The sequence below is a fragment of the Betaproteobacteria bacterium genome, assembly GCA_016720925.1.
Taxonomy (GTDB): Bacteria; Pseudomonadota; Gammaproteobacteria; order Burkholderiales; family Usitatibacteraceae; genus UKL13-2.
Window position 1 is genome coordinate 115227 of the sequence record JADKJR010000008.1, and the last position, 18047, is coordinate 133273.

Below are 18047 nucleotides of genomic sequence, written 5' to 3' on the forward strand. Positions count from 1 at the left end.
GAGAGGAGTTCTGAGCATGGCCATCTTGTCGAATAATCCCATTGGCCTAGGACGCCGCCCGGCATTGCTGGTTATCGACGCCACATTCGGCTTTGCAGACCCATCTTCACCTGTCGGCACAGATGGTGCCGCTCCCATTGCGATGATCGCGCGTCTGCTTGCGGCCTTCCGGGCACTTAAGTTAGCTGTCGTCTTCACATCCAATGCCTATGCATCACCAGATGAGGCACCAGTGTTTCGCGAGAAGCTCCCCGGTCTGAATGAATTGGTCGCGGGGGGTCGCTGGGCCGAAATTGACCCAAGAGTGGCGCCGACCACGGATGATTTGGTATTGCGTAAAACTGTACCAAGCGCTTTTTCGCCAGCCGCTCGCCGCGTGGTTAAAAGAGCGGGAGTGGATTCTGTTGTGGTTTGCGGCTTTTCCACCAGTGGCCGCGTGCTCGCAAGTACCGTCGACGCGCTTCAGCACAACCTTCGCGTTGTGGTGGCCGCTGATGCATGTGGTGATCGCGATATCGAGGCTCACCTCTACAATCTGCGCGACCTCGGACTAAAAACGGGCGATGTAGTCAGCACGCAGCAGGCACTGGCCCTGCTTGATCGAGTTGGTGCAACTGCAATCGATTGATTGCAAACCAGCCGCGATGAAAATCTGGAGGCCCCTGATTTTTTGGTCCATGTCCGTTGGTTGACGCGGCCCCACGAACAACAATAAGGGAATGTTATGACAACGACGAAGCTCCTCACCGCTTTGATCGCAGTGTCTGCAATCACGCTGGTTGCACCCACTCGGACGGAAGTGATTCTAGCCATCGCCGGAAATCACTTCGGCGCTGGTAAATTTTTCATTTCTTAAGCGAGCACAAATGATAAACAAGAAGATCGTCCTCGCTTGCCGCCCACAAGGAATCGTCAAGCTAACCGATGTGGCATTGCACACTGCGCCCGTCGCCGAACTACAGGACGATGCTCGCTCGATTCAACGCGGTCAAGCGTCTTGAAAGTAAAACGTCGGATTTCAAACTACCGAAATTGTCCCAAGAACAATAGCCGATGCACTGCGCGCATGCGGTCATTTGTCCCGCCCTCGGGACTATTGACTTGAAGACCTCGCGATGATCGAAATCACGCCATCAATCGACCAAAGTTCAGCCATTTTGCCCCGCGTCATAGTGGCTGCTGTGCTCGCCGCGTTGCTCGGTTGGGCGCTGTGGAAAGTGTGGTGGGGCCTTCGTCATGTCTCGACTGACAGTGCGCAAATTGAGGGGCGTGTAGTGCCTATTCTCGCCAAGATCAGCGGAGTCATTGCGGATGTTCGCGTGGACGATTATCAGCATGTCAATGAAGGCGACCGCCTGTTGAGCTTAGATGACGCCGACCAACGCGCGCTATTGCGTAAAGCGGAAGCCGAACTTGAAATGGCGCAGGCAACAGCCGGGCGGGCGGGGAAGCCGGGACAGATAGTGGCGCAGAAGAGCGCAGCGCTCGCGACGGCGGCGGCGGCGCATGCCAGCGTCGAACGGGCGATGGCCGCCGCCGAACAAGCAATGAGTAATATGGATCGCGTGCGCTTGCTGCGCGAGCGCGGTATGTCATCGCAGCAGGCGATGGATGCCGCGGTCGCCGAAATGCGTAGTACCAGCGCACAGGTACAAGAGTATCGCGACCACGCGCGGGCCGCAGACGAACAAGCAAAGGTCTATCACGCCGGGCTGAGCGCGGCAAACGCGCAAGTGGCCGTGGCCTTGGCGCAACGCGACCTCGCTCGTCTTCGCGTGGACGAGACGCGCATTGAGGCGCCGTTGGGAGGCGTGGTCAGTCATCGCAGCGTTGTCGCCGGACAATCCGTCAAAGCCGGCCAGCCATTGATGCACATTGTTGCCGTTGACGACATCTGGATCATTGCCAACTTCAAGGAAACTGACTTGCAGTATATAGGACTAGGTTCGCTCGCCGTGGTCGCGGTCGACGCTTATCCAAGCCTTGAGTTGCGGGGCGTAGTCGAGACGTTCAGCCCGGCAACTGGCGCACGTTTTTCGCTATTACCGCCTGACAACGCAACTGGCAATTTCACCAAGGTGGTCCAGAGAGTCCCGGTCAAGATCCGCCTCAATCAAAGCCCCCACTCGCAGCGCCAATTGCGGCCCGGGATGAGTGTGACGGTCACCATCGAGCACTTGTAGTGGAAGCGTTGCTACCCAGTCTGCAGCGGGTTCATACGCCTAAGCAGACCAAAACTTATAGATGGTTGATCGCCGTGACGGTTAGCCTGGCGTCGATGCTGGAGGTACTAGATGCCTCAATTGTCAACGTGGCAATGCCGCACATGATGGGAACATTCGGTGCAACACTGGAGGAAATCGCGTGGGTTTCGAACGCCTATGTCATTGCCAACATCATTGTGCTACCTGTATCTGGTTGGCTTTCGAATTTCGTCGGTCGGCGCAACTACTTCGCAATGTCCATTCTAGTGTTCACCTTTGCATCGGTAATGTGCGGCAGCGCAAATAGCCTGGCAGAAATGGTGTCCTGGCGCATCGTGCAAGGACTTGCCGGCGGCGGGTTGTTGACCACCGCGCAAGCCACAATCTTCGAAATATTCTCGCAACGCGAGGTGGGCGGCGCGATGGGTCTTTTTGGTGTCGGTGTTATGACAGGGCCGACGTTTGGGCCAACTCTCGGCGGGTGGTTGACCGATGCATGGTCGTGGCCCTGGATTTTCTATATCAACCTGCCGCTAGGTATCATTGCGCTGGTGCTGGCGCTTACCGTCGTGCCGGACTCCATTTACCGCAGACGAGTCGAACAAATAGACGCGGCCGGACTGCTTCTGCTGGCGCTGGCGGTCGGCTGCCTTCAGGTCATGATCGAGCGCGGTCAGAAGCTCGGCTGGTTCGATTCGACAGAGGTACTCGCGTATTTTGTGGTTACGAGCGTGGCTGCGGTCCTGTTTGTATGGCAGGAACTACGCCATCCACACCCTATCGTCGGGTTACGCATCCTGCGCGATCTGCAATTCTCATCGGCAATGTGTTTTTCGCTGGCCACTGGTGCGGCGGTCTATAGCACGGTGTTCGTATTTCCATTCTATGCACAGCGCCTTCTCGGCCTTTCTGCCTGGGACACAGGCACCATAATTTTCACCGGTGCGGTTGCCAACGCCTGCACCCACTTTACAATGGGTCGCGCGGCCCGCAATACACAGTTTGATACGCGTTGGTACGTGCTAATCGGTTTCATCGTCTTTGGCGTTTCAATGTGGATGCATACGCGCTTCACCCTGCAATCGGGCTGGGCAGACTTCTGGCCCCCACGGGTACTGCTCGGAGTTGGGCTGGGCATGACATTCATTCCGCTCAATCAACTGGCGATGAGCCATCTTCCGGGCAAAGATATCGCCAACGCGAGTGGTATTTATCACTTGACGCGACAACTCGGCGGTAGCCTTGGTATTGCATTATCTTCGGTATTGCTATTGCACTTCGAGGCGTTGAACCGGGTGGAGCTATTGCAACATGTCACGGCAACTTCCCCATTCGCAACAAATTGGCTAGAGCAAATTCAGCAGATGCTGACCACACAGGGTAGCCCTGACAATGTGGCAGCAACCCAAGCCTTGATATTGCTTGATGCGCAGGTGTCGGCGCAGGCGTCGATGTTGGCCTTCACGCGAGTGTTCGGGCTTGCGGGGCTAGTGGTGCTGCCGCTGCTGCCGTTGCTGCTTGTCATGCGCCATCGGATTGACCAGCCGCTTAGCTCGCGATCATGAGTGGCCCTCTGGGTGTTTCAAACCAGTTGTATTGCGGCTGCGTAATGTTTTGTTGCCCGGCAGTTCGCCGCAACGTCCCGACGGTGCCAAGAATGCATCGGGTCGCTGTGGCATTGCGCGAGGCACGAGCTGGCAGGAATCTTGCATGGTAGCTGTCAGCGAAATGACTTGAAACACCCGCGCAGCGGCCTTCTACGGAATCCTGTGTTAATGACGTCGCCATTGGTCACAACTACCTCCATGCACTTCGGCCCCTCGCTGTCCGGCACAATCGTGACAAAGAATGCCGCTCCCGCCCGGCGTCAACTGGCACGAACATCGTGACCCAAGATGGCCCAGGGCGGCGGTTGCGCTATTGCAAGGCTCGGCCGGCGAGTGGGTCGAGTTCCTGACACCGTCAGACGGGGTTCCCACGAATTGCGCGGCGCATCCATCATGAACCGATCGCCACGGCGAATATCGAACTAACAATACCGGAGAACGAACATGACCACACCGAATATCGTCACCGTGCTGCGCCAGGTTGTCGGAGACAAAAACGTTATAGACGATGACGCAACGCGCGAGTATTTTTCTCACGACCTGTTCTGGTATGGCAAACGTCCAGTGTGCATTGTCACGCCCACCAATCCAGAACAAGTACAGGCAGCCGTCCTGGCGGCGACCGCCGCCGGCCACATTGTGGTACCGCGTGGCGGCGGCATGTCATATACAGGCGGCTACGTTGCTGACAACGAAGGTGCGGTGCTCTTTGACCTGCGCGCTATGGACCGCGTGCTGCACATCGATGAGGAGAACCGATACGTTACCGTCGAAGCCGGCTGCACTTGGGCCACGCTGCACGAAGCATTGGATGCCAAAGGTCTGCGCACGCCGTTCTGGGGCCCGCTATCTGGCCAGCGAGCGAGCGTCGGCGGCACCGTATCCCAAAACAGCGTGTTCTACGGATCGGTGTGCCACGGTAGTGCTGCGGAATCAGTGCTGGCCGTGGACGTAATCCTTGCCGATGGCGCGCGCTTGGTCACGGGTAGTGCAGGACGTGAAAACAGCATTCCGTTTTCGCGCTGGGGCGGACCGGATCTTACCGGTTTGTTCATTGGCGATGTCGGTGCCTTCGGCATCAAGGTGGCAGTCAGTCTGCGACTCATTTCGCAGCCGGCATCAATCGGCTACGCATCGTTTGCTTTTCCCGACTTTGCCTCCATGATCGGCGCCCAGACTGACCTGGCGCGCTCAGGACTCGGTGCTGAGGCCTTTGGTATCGATGCCTATAAGGCCAAAAATTCGGCGCAGACGGGCAAGCAACTTGGCGAAGCAGCGAAGACTGCAATGGGTGTAATCAAAGGTGGCAAGAGCCTGCTTGCGGGACTCAAGGACGTCGCAGGCATGGCGCTCGCCGGCACCAGCGCGCTCGAGGACGCGCCCTACTCGCTGCACTTAACCGTGGAGGGAGACGAAGACGCCGATACCGAACGCCAACTGAAGAAAATCGAGGCTCTTGCCACAAAAAACGGTGGCAAACCCCTGCCGCCGGTTGTGCCAAAGGGCCTGCGAGGGCGACCGTTCCCACCACTTCGCTCGGCGCTAGGCGTTGATGGTCAGCGCTGGGTGCCAATACATGGCATCGTGCCATTGGGACACATTGCTGCCACAGTGGCTGAGGTCGAAGCTATGATCCAGTCGCGCCAAGGCGAAATGGATAAGTTCGGCGTGTTGTATTCGCCATTGACCACCAATGTACCCAATGGCGTGCTCTATGAGCCTTGCTTCTACTGGTATGACGAAGTCACTGCGCTACACATTGAGGCTACCGAACTGAGCGACCCACCCAAAGTCTGGTCCGAGCGTCAGAACCGGCCGGACATCCGCGTCTTCGTCCATGAGCTGTGGCTAGCCAGCGCGAAAATCCTTGAAGCTCATGGTGCGATTAACTTCCAGATCGGTCGCGCGTATCCGTATTTGAGTAATGTTTCTGCGCCATACGCTGCGCTCATTCGCAATATCAAGCAGGCCTTGGACCCGGACTGTCTCATGAACCCGGGGGCGCTAGGCTTGGCACGCATTTCATGAACTCCTCTCTGCCACCGATAGACTTCCGCCGTCTCGCACCGATGCCGGGATCACGGCTGCTGGTGGTCGGCGGGTGTGGAGGCATCGGACGGCGCTTGGTCGCTGCAGCAGTGTCCTGTGAATTGCGGGTGGCCGTGTTGGACCGCAGCTTGGCATTGTCCCAGTTCCCGCCTATGGATGGCGCCCTTGTCCTCGAAGCCGATGCCGTTGATCCCGTGCAGGTCGACGCCGCACTTAGGCAGCTAGACAATTGCTGGGGTGGCTTAGATGGACTCGTTAACCTGGCAGGTTACATGGGTAACAAACACTCCGTCACAGACTTTCCAACGGCGGATTGGGCGGCCATCTTTGACGCGAGTTATCGCACCACAGTCAACGTTTGCCGTGCGGCGGCTTCGCTGCTAGTAGCAAGCGAACATGAACCGGCGATCGTCAATATGTCCTCGGGAATTGCCGATCTGGGTCAAGCAGGATACGGTCCTTATGCCACCGCCAAGGCGGGTGTTGTGACCCTTACCAAGATTTTGGCTCGCGAACTGGCGCCGCGGGTACGTTGCAACGTCGTTTCGCCGGGCGCAATCGACACTGAATTCCTGCGCGGCGGCACGGGCGGCACCTTCATACATCGGCGCTGCGGGTAGACATCGACGCCTATGCGCGCCTGGTTCCGCTCGCTCGAATTGGCGTTGCGGAAGATGTGGTCGGCCCAATCCTTTTCCTACTTTCTAGCGCAGCCCGCTATATCACTGGCCAGGTATTGCATATTGACGGTGGGGCGTTGATGACTGGTTGAAAGAAGCGAAATAACTATCCAATTGAGGTTTAGAAAATGCCGGATTTAGAACGTAGAAGTTTCCTTAAACTTGTGCCCGCCGCGATTGCCGTCGGCGCTTCGTCACGACCGTTGTGGGCTGGCTCACAGCCTGATGTCATCGTACTGGGCGCCGGCCTCGCGGGGTTGAATGCTGCGCTGTTACTTGAAAAATTTGGTCTGCGCGTTCAGGTGCTAGAAGCGAGCCGGCGTATCGGCGGGCGCCTGCACACACTCGACGACGTGCCCGGACGACCCGAGGCGGGGGGTAGCCAAATTAGCGCCGCCTATGCGCGCACAGTCGATACCGCCAGGGAGTTGGGTGTGCCGCTCGAGACTAGCGCACGCTCCCCGCTGCTCAAGGAGGAGGGTCTGGTGTATTTCATCAATGGTCGACGCTGGTCGCGCGGAGACTGGGCACACGCGCCGGAAAATCCCCTCCCCGAGGCCTTGCGCGAAATCTCGCCCGACCGTGCGCTTGGTCGCTTGATCGGCGCCAGTCCTCTGAAATCGATCGCTGCGTGGCGCGATCCGGCCTTTGCGCGTTACGACATACCGGTACTCGCAGAACTGCGCGCGAAGGGATTGAGCGACGCCGCATTGCGGTTGCTGGATGTAAACAATGGCTATGGTGACACGCTGGGCGATACCTCTCTGCTAAATCTTTTCTACGTTCAAACCAATATGCTTGAGGTTGTGAAAATCAAGGGGCCTGTACAAAATGTCGTTGGCGGTAACCAGCGTCTGCCAGAAGCGATGGCCAAGACGCTCAAAGGGGAGGTACAACTTGGGCGGCAGGCGACCGAAGTGGATGTTGGGTCGACTGGCGTTACCGTGCGTTGCGCAGACCGCTCGCGCCATCGAGCACGGTTTGTGATTTGCGCATTGCCACTGCCGGCGATGCGTCATATTCGTTTCGTTCCCGGTTTGCCCAATCGTCTTGACGAGGCGGTTAAGAAGTTGGCCTACGGACGAATAACGCAGATCCATCTCGAGGTACTCAAGCCCTTTTGGGAGTCCGAGGGCCTGCTGCCTTACTTATGGTCCGATGGGCCGCTCGAGCGCGTGTTTCCGCAGGACGAAAAAGGCACAGGCCAAGCCGAAAGTCTTACCGTGTGGATTAACGGCGCAGGTACAGCGCGTTGGGACGCGATGAATGATACCGACGCAGCTCGTCTCGTGGCCGATGAGCTGGCCAAGGTCTATCCCTCGTCACTCGGCGCCGTGCGCATGGTTCGACGCATCGCTTGGCAGCAATCGCCTCTGGCCGGCGGATCGTGGGCAAATTGGCACCCGGGACAGATCACGCGATACGCATCGGCTTTGGGTGTTCCGCATGGGTGCCTGCATTTCGCGGGCGAGCACACGGGTCACACTCTGCGCGGTATGGAGGCGGCGATGGAATCGGGCGAGCGCGCCGCCACAGAGATTCTGGCAAAGCTATGAGACCCATTGAAATGTTGAAAATATGCAAAATCATTCTAGTTTTGCTGGCGTTTGGCACGGCTTCATTGCCGCTTTTCGCCGTCGACGGCAAAACGCTACAGCGCGGACGCATCGCCTTCCTACGCTGCGCACCCTGCCATGGGATCAAGCCAGGAGAGCCGCAAAAGGTGGGGCCCAACTTGAGTCAGACTATCGGGACGGCGGCAGCAGGTGTCCCGGGCTTCACTTACACCGAGGCGCTGCGCAAGGCAAATTTGACTTGGGACGACACCACCTATAAGCGCTTTATAGCGAACCCCAGCGCGCTCGTGCCGGGCACGTCAATGGCTTATGCAAACTCGCTTAGCGATGCCGAGATTGCTGCTCTACTGACGTTTATCAAATCTGAAACAGCTGCCCAATGAACTGCGTGTCAGCGCCCCCAAATTCCAAATTGATCATGAGATGACCATTGGTAGCACTTTCGAGATTGGCGGCTTCACCGAGGCCGTGCTGATCGTACGTTCGGCCGCACCCCATCTGGCCTGCTGGGTCGGTACGGGCGGCTGGGAACTTCGGCACCACGATGCAGTGGACTTACGTCTTCTGCGCGGCTGGGGCATACCGATGGCCTCCGGCGAGGAGTGGCTGCTTGGGCGCCCTGGATACAGCACAGGACTCGTGCGTCTGATGCGACTTGACAATGTTGGAGCCCAGAGTGACATGCGGCCAGACGATCAATGCTGGGACAGTGGCGGCATCTTTGATCTCGATCTGCGTGTAGCCAATATTGACCAGCAGTCGAGCGCACTGCGCGCGCAGCAATGGCATGGAGCATCACCGCCGGTCCGTTGGGACTTCGGGGGGCTAACCGTCAAGGAATGGCTGGTGCGAGGGCCGGACAACGTGCGGCTGGCGTTGATCGAGCGTATCGATCCACCACTTGTGGGCATGGGACATTTTTCCGGGCTGGGCCCAGTATTTAATTCAAGCCAGATTGTGCGCGACTTGGGTGCCGCGCTGGCATTCTACGGCGATATACTTGGTTTCAAGAAATCGGTGTCGTATCAGTCCGACGCCTTCGCGCCTGGTGCCAGTGTTTTCGGTATCCCGCCAGGTGTTGCGTCACGTGTCGGGCTGAGCCTCCACATTCTGCATCCGCAGGGCAAAATCGATGGCTCGGTCGAAATCGTTACCGTGCCAGGCACCGATGGTTTGGATTGGTCTCAATCCTGTGCGCCACCCAATTTTGGTATGGCGGCGTTGCGCTTTCCCGTCAAGGACATTGTCTCGCTTGGCAGGCATTTGATGCGCTGCGGCTGCGTGCTCGCGATGCCCATAACGACAACCGAGCTGGCCCCGCACGGCGAAGTGGGGCTACTTGCGGTTCGATCTCCGGACGGCGCGTGGCTCGAGTTCTACGAGTCGACGGTGTAAGTCGAAACAAAGTTACATGGCTCGTTGCGTACGTCAATCAGCCCCGCATCGGGTTCTGCGTGCGCAATGCCGATAACCTGTTGAACAAAGGTGCCTTGCGGAGGCCGACAGGTTGTTTGGTGTGTACGGAACGCATTGGCAAGGTTTTTGCTTCTTGCCTCTCATGTTTCATACATGGCGCATTGGCAAGAATGCTGATCGTCTATTGAACGACGGCACTTATTCCATTCAACCTGATCCACTTGGAGCTTTCAGATGCAACTGACCAAACACGTGATTTGTCGCTTGACAGCCGCTGCCGTCACGCTGTGCCTGATGTCAGCGTCCGCATGCGCACTCGACCTGTCCAAGCCTGAGGACGCGTACAAAGCCTTGCTGCGCGTCGTTGGCAACATCGACGGCAAGCCGGTCTTCAAAGACTGGGAGGCCACAATTTTTGTCGTCCTGCCGGGTGAGAAGGCCAAACCGATCATGCGTATGCAGGGCTACAACGCCGGCCGAATGATTGCCAAGGTCGACGGCAGCTACGAATGGGTGACTCGCGAAGTGTCTTACTATCAGGACCTGAAAACCGGTGAAATTATCGAACGCTGGGCCAACCCCTTCAATAGCAAGAAGGTCTGCGTCGTCCAGGTGGCCAACGACCCCGTCAGCAACAAGTTTCCGCCACCATCCAAAGACAGCCCAAGTCCGTTCAACGTGACCGGCGAGATCGCGTCGTTGCGCTGGGATGTGCCACTAGCCTACCCGAACGCACTGCCGCCAGCGGATCACCCCGATGAATCGACCGGACCGACCTATCTGGCGTCCGAGCATTTCATCTTCTTTGCCAACACCGCGGACCTGACCTCGGATACACAACGGTCGACACCCACCCACTTCTCCTGGTTTCGCACTGGTCCTTGGTTGCCTTGGATGAAATTGGGCCAAGCGCCTGGCTACCTGATCTACAGTGGTCAAGGCCGCAAATACGATAACTTCAATCAACTACCGGCGAAGGTCAAGGACTACACGCTAAAGAACTTTCCGGCCTACGTTACTGCGCCGGACAGCTTCTACCAGCCCAACGAAACGAGCTGGACTTATTACGCCAAGCTGAAGAAGGCCGGTAAGCTACCGAATCATTGCGAGTGAACGCACCGCAGCGGCAATTGCTGTTTTGAATTGACCAACGCGGCCGGTGGATTCACCGATTTTTTTCATTTGGAAGGAATGAGGCTATGGCCAGCATTACATCTATAAAGCAATGGGACGTCGAGGTCGATGTCCTGATCCTTGGCTTCGGTCTCGCCGGCGCTAGTGCCGCGATTGAGGCACTCGATACCGACCCCAAAGCGAAAGTTTTGATCTGTGAAAAAATGCCCGAGAAGTTCGCTGGTGGAAATACCCGCGCTTCGGGGCAATCACTCTTGATCAACAAGAACCCCGAGGCGCTGAAAATCTACCAGCGCGCGATGAGCACCACGAATCCGATTCCGGAAGACATGCTTGACACTTGGGCCACGCGCATGTCGCAGTTGGAGCCGTGGATCAAGGCGCGCGCGGACGAAGTTGGCGCGCAATTTATTCATGGGGTTGGCTTCACCGACCGCGAAGCTGTGCTTGAATTCCCAGAGTTCGGTGCTGCCGAAGCGGTAGCGCATACGGCAACAATCCTGCCCATTCCCGCTGGGGTATGGCTGGCGTTTAAGGCAAATATAGACAAGCGTCCGGTAGAGGTAATGTACGAGACGCCAATTGTTGATCTCATTCAGGACCCCGATACGCTGGAAGTTTTTGGCGCGGTCGTGTTGCATAAGGGCAAGTCCGCAGCCATCAAGGCCAAGCGTGGCGTCGTTCTGGCAACGGGTGGCTATGCCGCCAACCTGGAAATGCAACGCAATTTTTGCGGGTACGATGAGCTTCATCCACTCGGCACACCAGCCAATACCGGCGATGGCATTCCTATCTTGCAGAAGGCTGGCGCGCAACTTTGGCACATGCGTAACAAGGGTCAATCAGGTGGTATTTGGCCGGGATTGCGTATTCCTGGCTACCAGACCGTATTCTTACGTAACTTGTTCTGGCAGAGCTATAGCTGGATCGAAATAGCTGCCGATAACGTGCGCTTTTATGACGAAACCGCCGAATTGCAACTCACGCACTACAAGGAAAAAATTCACAAACACTGGGTTGATACGCCGCACATGAACGCCGGCCCGGTGCACATGATCTTCGACGAAACGACGCGAGCATATAACTGCTTGGCACTTAAGGCATTTACCTGGAACATAGCCGCTGAGAATCTCGACTGGAGCGACGACAACACTGCAGAGATCAAGCAGGGATGGGTCCTCAAGGCCGACACCATCGCGGAACTCGCGCTCCTGATCAACCGCGACCCATCAGCGGTTGAAGCCACCGTCAAACAATATAACACTGCGTGCGAACTTGGGCAGGATGACGCCTTTGGGCGCAATCCGGTAACCTTGCAGCCGATTACACAGGGGCCATTTTACGCAGTACAAATTGTCCCGGCTGTGGTGTGCACCAGTGGTGGCGGCAAACGAAATATGGAGTCGCAGGTACTGGACCACTCAAGCAAGCCGATTCCGCGTTTGTACGAGGCGGGCGAGTTAGGCTCCATGTTCTCCAATTTGTACCAGAATGGCTGCTACCTTACCGAAGCCATGATCTCGGGTCGCGCCGCTGGCAAGAACGCGGCGCATGCAGCACCTTGGAAATGAGGGCGATTTTCCATGCGAGTTAATACGGTATCGCTCAAGCTTGGCGTGCGTATAGACAGTGCTAACGTCAAAGACGGCAACATTGTCATGAACGGATTTGCAGGCATGGTGCCATGTGAAACCATTGTGACTCCGAATGAGGCGATACAGATGGCCAAACTCTGCCTCAAGCCGTCGATCATCAAACTCTGTATCGGTGCGCTGTTTGTACGCACGCCCACCGAAAGCAAAAGTTGATCAACGCGCATGACATGCGGCCCACGGCGGGTGTAAATCCGTGCGATTGCGGATCGATTATTAAACTCGAACACACCTTGTACTCGGTTGCTCTTGATCCATTCGCGTTGCAGATCGATGTTGCAGGCGTTCCAAGCCTGTTCCACTCCGGTGAAGTACGGGGTTCGAAATTCGACAGTGGCAATCATCTCCCCCAGTAATTTATGGGCTTGGCGGGAGAAAGGTGACGGCACGAAAATTGCGTATCGATATGGAAACGAGTACGGGTCAATACTTCACTACCGAGGATTATGAAACCACTTGACGGAATCTTGATGCTGGATCTGACGCACATGCTGTCCGGTCCGTACGGGGCCATGATCCTCACCGATCTAGGCGCGCGTACGATCAAGGTCGAACCACCGGGCAGAGGTGAGGGAACACGCGCGCTACTAGCTGCCAGTCACGACTATTCACGTCACGGCATGGGCGCTTACTTTCTGACTCTCAACCGTGGCAAGGAGAGCGTCTGCATCGATTTGAAGAGCGATCTTGGCCTCGAGGTTTTCTACGACCTGGTACGCAGGGCTGACGTTGTTTTCGACAACTTTAGCGTTGGTGTCACCAAGCGTTTGAAGATTGATCATGAAACGCTTTCGCGCATCAACCCAAAAATAATAACGTGCTCGGTGTCGGGTTTCGGCGAAACCGGGCCTGACACGAACCGGCCCGCGTTCGACCAAGTCGTGCAGGGCATGGGAGGCGGCATGTCGATGAGCGGCTTCCCCGATCGCGACCCCGTGCGATCGGGCATACCGATTGGCGACCTTGGCGGAGGTGTGTTCGGTGCAATCGGCGTGCTGGCAGCACTGAATGCACGCACCTCCACCGGTCGCGGTCAGCATGTGGATGTCTCCATGCTCGATGTGCAGATTTCTATGCTCAACTACATGGCGACGATGTATCTGATGTCGGGGAACGTGCCAGACCGTATTGGGAACAGCCATTTCGTCCATGTGCCTTACAACACCTACCGCACGCAGACTGGACACATCATTATCGCTTGCATCGGGGACGCGTTCTTCGAGAGGTTCCGCGATGTGATTGGACACGAGGAGCTGCAAGAGCCGCGCTACTTGAAGCAACCGGCTCGTTTCGCCAACCGCGAACGTATCGATATGATCATCCAGGAGGAGTTGATCGGCAACACCGCCGAGTACTGGCTAGCGAAACTGCGAAAGGCGCGAATCCCGTGTGCGCCGGTAAATGACTTCGCGGAAGCGCTGAATGACTCACAGATACGCTCGCGGAATATGGTGATCGACGTAAAACTTCAAAACGGTGAAATTGTTCAAATGCCGGGAAACCCGATCAAGCTGACAGACACACATGAAGGCACCGTCAGTCCACCGCCTACGTTGGGGGAACACACCGAATCCGTGCTGAGCGATTTGCTCGGTTACGACAAGCTGCGTGTCGCGTCACTGCGCCGAAATTCGGTGATCCAGTAGGTCAAACAAGGAACCGCGCGAATATCATGAACTTGCTGGCTGGCATCCGCTCGGCGGCACAATTGGGGCAATGAGGAGTAACTTATGTCATCCGGTACAACGCGAAGCTACCGACTCGGGGTCGATGTTGGTGGCACCTTCACTGACTTGCTGCTTATCGACGAGGGCAACGGGTTAACCTATTCGGCCAAGGTGCCCTCTACGCCAGCCGACTCGTCGATTGGCGTGCTCAACGGCATTGACAAACTGTGCGCGCAAAATGACATCAACCCCGGCACATCACTCACGTGATGCACGGCACCACGGTGGCCACCAATACCGTGTTGGAAGGAAAGGGCGCGCGCGTCGGCCTAGTCACTACTAAGGGCTACCGCCAGGTCTTACAGATCGCGCGCTCTTTCGTGCCTGGTGGTCTGGGCGGGTGGGTAATCTACAACAAAAGACCGTTACTGGCGCCGCTAGAGTTGACGATCGAGGCTGACGAACGTATTGACGCCCGCGGAAATCAGGTAAGTCCGTTGGACGAACTTGCGTTACGTGCAAGCCTCAGCACTTTACAGAACCAGGGAATAGAAGCAATGACTGTTTCCCTGATCAACGCATATGCCAATGGCGCTCACGAACAGCGCGTACGCGAGATCGTCGAAGAAGCAATGCCCGGAATCCCTGTGTCGATCTCGTCCGAGGTTATTCCCGAGATGTACGAATATGAGCGTACTGAGACAACCGTGGTCAACTCCTACGTTCGACCGAAGGTCTCTCGCTATATTCAAAACTTGCACACCGAAGTTGATCGCAAGATGCCCGGCGTGAAACTGCACGTACTGCGCTCGGATGGTGGATTGGCCGCAGTGGACGCGGCTCGCAACAATCCAGTCACCCTACTTATGAGTGGGCCTGCCGGCGGTGTCGCCGGCGCCCAGTGGATTGCAAGGCAATCCGGATTCAAGAACCTGTTGACGTTTGACATGGGTGGCACCTCAACCGACGTGGCGCTAATACAGAACGATACGGCGCAGACGCGACGTGAGACCCGAGTCGCCGATGTGACGGTGCGCGCGCCTTCGATCGACGTGCGCACCGTGGGGGCGGGCGGCGGCTCGATCGCATATGTTCCGGAGCTCACCAAGGCACTACGGGTCGGCCCGCAAAGCGCCGGCGCCGACCCGGGGCCTGCCGCCTATGGCATGGGCGGTGACAAGCCCACGGTGACCGATGCAAACGTTGTACTTGGATACCTGCCAGCATCATCACGGCTCGGCGGCGACATGAAGATTGACCACAAGATGGCCGTGAAGGCAGTCAAGACGATCGCCGACGCACTTGGCAAAACAGTCCAAGAGGCTGCCGAGGGGATTGTCAACATCGTCAATGAAAATATGTTTGGCGCGCTACGCCTTGTGTCGATTGAGCAAGGATACGACCCGCGAGACTTCGCGCTGATAGGCTTCGGAGGCGCAGGCCCACTGCATGCCAATGCACTAGGAAAACTCAGTGGCTCGTGGCCGGTCATTATTCCCCCCGGGCCCGGGGTATTGTGCGCCTACGGTGATGCCACCACGCGTCTGCGTGACGAAGCCTCACGTACTTTCATCCGCCGCTTCAGCGAAACTTCGAATGCCGAGGTGCTGGCAATTCTGGATGATCTAACGTCGACCGCTAAGAAATCACTGGTCGCCGAGAACGTGTCCGACGCGCAGCAGACCGTGGACTACCAGCTAGACGTGCGCTACCAAGGCCAGGGTATGCGGCTCAGCGTCGACGTGACACGCAGCTTTCTCGATACCGAAGGCCTGGTGGGCGTCGCAAAACGCTTTGATGAAATGCACTCCCAGCTCTACACCTTCGCGCTTGACGCCGAACAGGAGCTGGTCAGCCTGCGTGCGATCGTGCAGGGACCGGAAACCAATGTGCGCGCCGAAAAGATGGTGCTGGGCAGTGCCGACGCATCCAAGGCAATCATCGAAGAATCAACTATCTACGTCTATGGTGCGGAGCATAAGACTCGGATCTACGACCGCAACAAGCTCACGGCAGGCAACTGCATTGTCGGCCCGGCCATCGTTTGCCAGATGGACACAACGACCTTGATCCTGCCCGGCCACACCGGTCAGGTTGATGCCGTGGGCAACATCCTGATTCGCCCGAACGTCTGATTCGAATATCTAAGGAAACCATCATGCCAGCCAAGATCATTCAGACGGATAGCGCGCCATTCAAATCGGTGGCGCTCGACTCAATCACGCTCGACATTATTGAGAACGCCTTGCGCAACGCGCGCACGGAGATGGACGCAGTCCTCTTCCGTACGGCAATGTCGCCCGGTATCCGCGAGCAGCACGACGCCTTCCCGATGATTGCCAACAACGACGGCAAGATGGTCGTTGGACAGTTTGGTTCTTTCATTCACGGTTTTGTCGACGGCTACGAGGGAACTATCGAGGAAGGCGACATCTTCCTCACCAATGATCCTTACTCTTGCAATGGGGCGGTCAGCCACCTCAATGACTGGTTGACGATGATGCCGATTTATCATCAGGGACGCGTAGTCAGCTGGGCCGCAATGTTTGGACACATGACCGACAATGGCGGAAAGGTACCAGGCAGTTTACCGACTGACGCAGCGCAGATCTTCGAGGAAGGCTTGCAGATCCCGCCAGTCAAGATTTACCGCAAGGGCGAGCTCAACACCGAGATGCATGCGCTGCTGCTGCGCAACTGTCGTATGCCACACTGGAACCGTGCCGACTTCGATGCCATCGTTGCCGCGCTTCGCATCGCTGAACGGCGTGTGACAGAAATTGTCTCGCGCTTTGGCGTGGACGAGTACATTGCCGCGATGCACGAGATGCTCGATCGCAATCGCCGTGCCATGAGTTCCATTATCCAGATGGTGATCCCGGAGAAGCCGCAGTCTTTTGAGGACTACATTGATGATGACGGCGTCGGCATGGGTCCGTACAAGATCGCATGCAAGATGTGGAGGGAGGGCGACAAGGCAATCTTTGATTTTGGAGGAACCGACCCGCAATCGATCAGTTCGGTAAACTTTCTCCTCAATGAAGAGATGTTCAAGATGTTCCTCGGGTCGTTCTTCATAAATCTTTTCGACCCACAGATACTGTTCAATGACGGCTTTTACGAACTTGTTGATGTTCGAATCCCCGAGGCCAGCATACTCAAGCCCCGCCGTCCGGCGGCGCTGTCCTGCCGTACGCACCTACTTGGTCGCATCTTCGACATTATGGGCGGCGTACTTGGTCAGGGCGCGCCCGAGGCACTCAATGCGGCCGGCTTCTCCGACAGCCCCCACCTGATGTTTTCAGGCTATGACAAGAATGGTGAGTGGTATCAACTTTTCCAGATCGGATTTGGGGGCATTCCCGGGCGGCCGGCGGGCGACGGCCCTGATGGCCATTCGTTGTGGCCTTCGTTTACTAACGTTCCCAACGAATTTCTCGAGAGCTACTTTCCGCTGCGCATTATCGAGTACAGCTCCATTCCGGATTCGGGGGGAGCAGGCAAGCACCGCGGCGGCAATGGTGTGTGCACAGCCTACGAATTTCTAGCGGACGGTGAAATCTCGATCCACGATGATCGCTGGTTGACCTACCCTTGGGGCGTCAACGGCGGAAAGCCCGGCGCGCGCAGTAACAAACTGCTCAAGCACCAGGACGGGACGCAACAGTGGCTGCCCTCCAAATGCGACCGCGTCAAGGTGGGTGATGGGGACATACTGTATTTCAATACTTGGGGTGGCGGCGGTTGGGGCGACCCACTCGAACGACCAGCAGACCTCGTCGCTCTCGACTGTCGGCGCGGCTTGGTTACGCGGGAAGGTGCGCGCCGCTATGGCGTTGTTGTCCTTGAGGACTTTACTGTTGACCTGAAAGCGACGAACGCGCGCCGCGCGAAGATATCCGCAGAGCGACCCAAAATTGAGCTGTTCGACCGCGGCGGCACGATCGAGGAGTTGCGAGCAAGATGCAAGGAAGAGACCTTTCTCGATCCTCCGAAGACTCCGACATTCGCTAAATGGATCAGGAAGCCGGGCGTGTTCGCATAAGATGGAGCGAAGGATG

14 protein-coding genes and 1 pseudogene are annotated in these 18047 nt (G+C 57.1%); all 15 read left to right on the forward strand.

Translation table 11 applies throughout. The features are described from left to right. Positions 1 to 16: 16 nt before the first annotated feature. The 15 genes and pseudogenes from IPP88_13510 to IPP88_13580 all read left to right on the forward strand — a co-directional run bounded on the left by IPP88_13510 (position 17) and on the right by IPP88_13580 (position 18031). Entirely contained in the window at positions 17 to 628 is a 612-nt protein-coding gene (locus tag IPP88_13510) for an isochorismatase family protein (protein ID MBL0123691.1), read from the forward strand. Positions 629 to 1115: 487 nt separating this feature from the next. Further along, positions 1116 to 2183: an HlyD family secretion protein gene (locus tag IPP88_13515; protein MBL0123692.1), complete on the forward strand. Its 1068-nt coding sequence runs from the start codon at positions 1116 to 1118 to the stop codon at positions 2181 to 2183. A gap of 74 nt (positions 2184 to 2257) precedes the next feature. Then, positions 2258 to 3769, forward strand: a complete 1512-nt coding sequence (locus IPP88_13520; protein MBL0123693.1) for a DHA2 family efflux MFS transporter permease subunit — start codon at positions 2258 to 2260, stop codon at positions 3767 to 3769. A gap of 486 nt (positions 3770 to 4255) precedes the next feature. Continuing rightward, complete coding sequence (locus tag IPP88_13525; protein MBL0123694.1) at positions 4256 to 5839, forward strand: FAD-binding oxidoreductase; 1584 nt, start codon at positions 4256 to 4258, stop codon at positions 5837 to 5839. Next, entirely contained in the window at positions 5836 to 6480 is a 645-nt protein-coding gene (locus IPP88_13530) for an SDR family oxidoreductase (GenBank protein ID MBL0123695.1), read from the forward strand. The genes IPP88_13525 and IPP88_13530 overlap by 4 nt, the downstream gene beginning before the upstream one ends. Continuing rightward, positions 6429 to 6632: an SDR family oxidoreductase gene (locus IPP88_13535; GenBank protein ID MBL0123696.1), complete on the forward strand. Its 204-nt coding sequence runs from the start codon at positions 6429 to 6431 to the stop codon at positions 6630 to 6632. Before IPP88_13530 ends, IPP88_13535 begins: the two co-directional genes overlap by 52 nt. Before the next feature lie 36 nt (positions 6633 to 6668). After that, positions 6669 to 8096 (forward strand): FAD-dependent oxidoreductase, encoded by a 1428-nt coding sequence (locus IPP88_13540; protein ID MBL0123697.1) that lies wholly within the window; start codon positions 6669 to 6671, stop codon positions 8094 to 8096. Continuing rightward, on the forward strand, positions 8093 to 8500 hold the full coding sequence (locus tag IPP88_13545; GenBank protein ID MBL0123698.1) for a c-type cytochrome: 408 nt from the start codon (positions 8093 to 8095) through the stop codon (positions 8498 to 8500). The genes IPP88_13540 and IPP88_13545 overlap by 4 nt, the downstream gene beginning before the upstream one ends. 40 nt (positions 8501 to 8540) lie before the next feature. Beyond that, a complete protein-coding gene (locus IPP88_13550; GenBank protein MBL0123699.1) occupies positions 8541 to 9512 on the forward strand; it encodes a VOC family protein in 972 nt (323 codons plus the stop codon). Positions 9513 to 9767: 255 nt separating this feature from the next. Further along, on the forward strand, positions 9768 to 10646 hold the full coding sequence (locus tag IPP88_13555) for a DUF1838 family protein (protein ID MBL0123700.1): 879 nt from the start codon (positions 9768 to 9770) through the stop codon (positions 10644 to 10646). A gap of 86 nt (positions 10647 to 10732) precedes the next feature. Further along, positions 10733 to 12238 carry an FAD-binding protein gene (locus IPP88_13560; GenBank protein MBL0123701.1) on the forward strand — a complete coding sequence of 502 codons (1506 nt, stop codon included), beginning with the start codon at positions 10733 to 10735 and terminating at the stop codon, positions 12236 to 12238. A gap of 12 nt (positions 12239 to 12250) precedes the next feature. Continuing rightward, a complete protein-coding gene (locus IPP88_13565) occupies positions 12251 to 12475 on the forward strand; it encodes a hypothetical protein (GenBank protein MBL0123702.1) in 225 nt (74 codons plus the stop codon). A 290-nt stretch (positions 12476 to 12765) separates the two neighbouring features. Continuing rightward, positions 12766 to 13965: a CoA transferase gene (locus IPP88_13570; protein MBL0123703.1), complete on the forward strand. Its 1200-nt coding sequence runs from the start codon at positions 12766 to 12768 to the stop codon at positions 13963 to 13965. 84 nt (positions 13966 to 14049) lie between these two features. Next, a pseudogene (locus tag IPP88_13575) lies at positions 14050 to 16121 on the forward strand (hydantoinase/oxoprolinase family protein). Between the two features lie 23 nt (positions 16122 to 16144). Continuing rightward, positions 16145 to 18031 carry a hydantoinase B/oxoprolinase family protein gene (locus IPP88_13580; GenBank protein ID MBL0123704.1) on the forward strand — a complete coding sequence of 629 codons (1887 nt, stop codon included), beginning with the start codon at positions 16145 to 16147 and terminating at the stop codon, positions 18029 to 18031. Positions 18032 to 18047 lie beyond the last annotated feature (16 nt).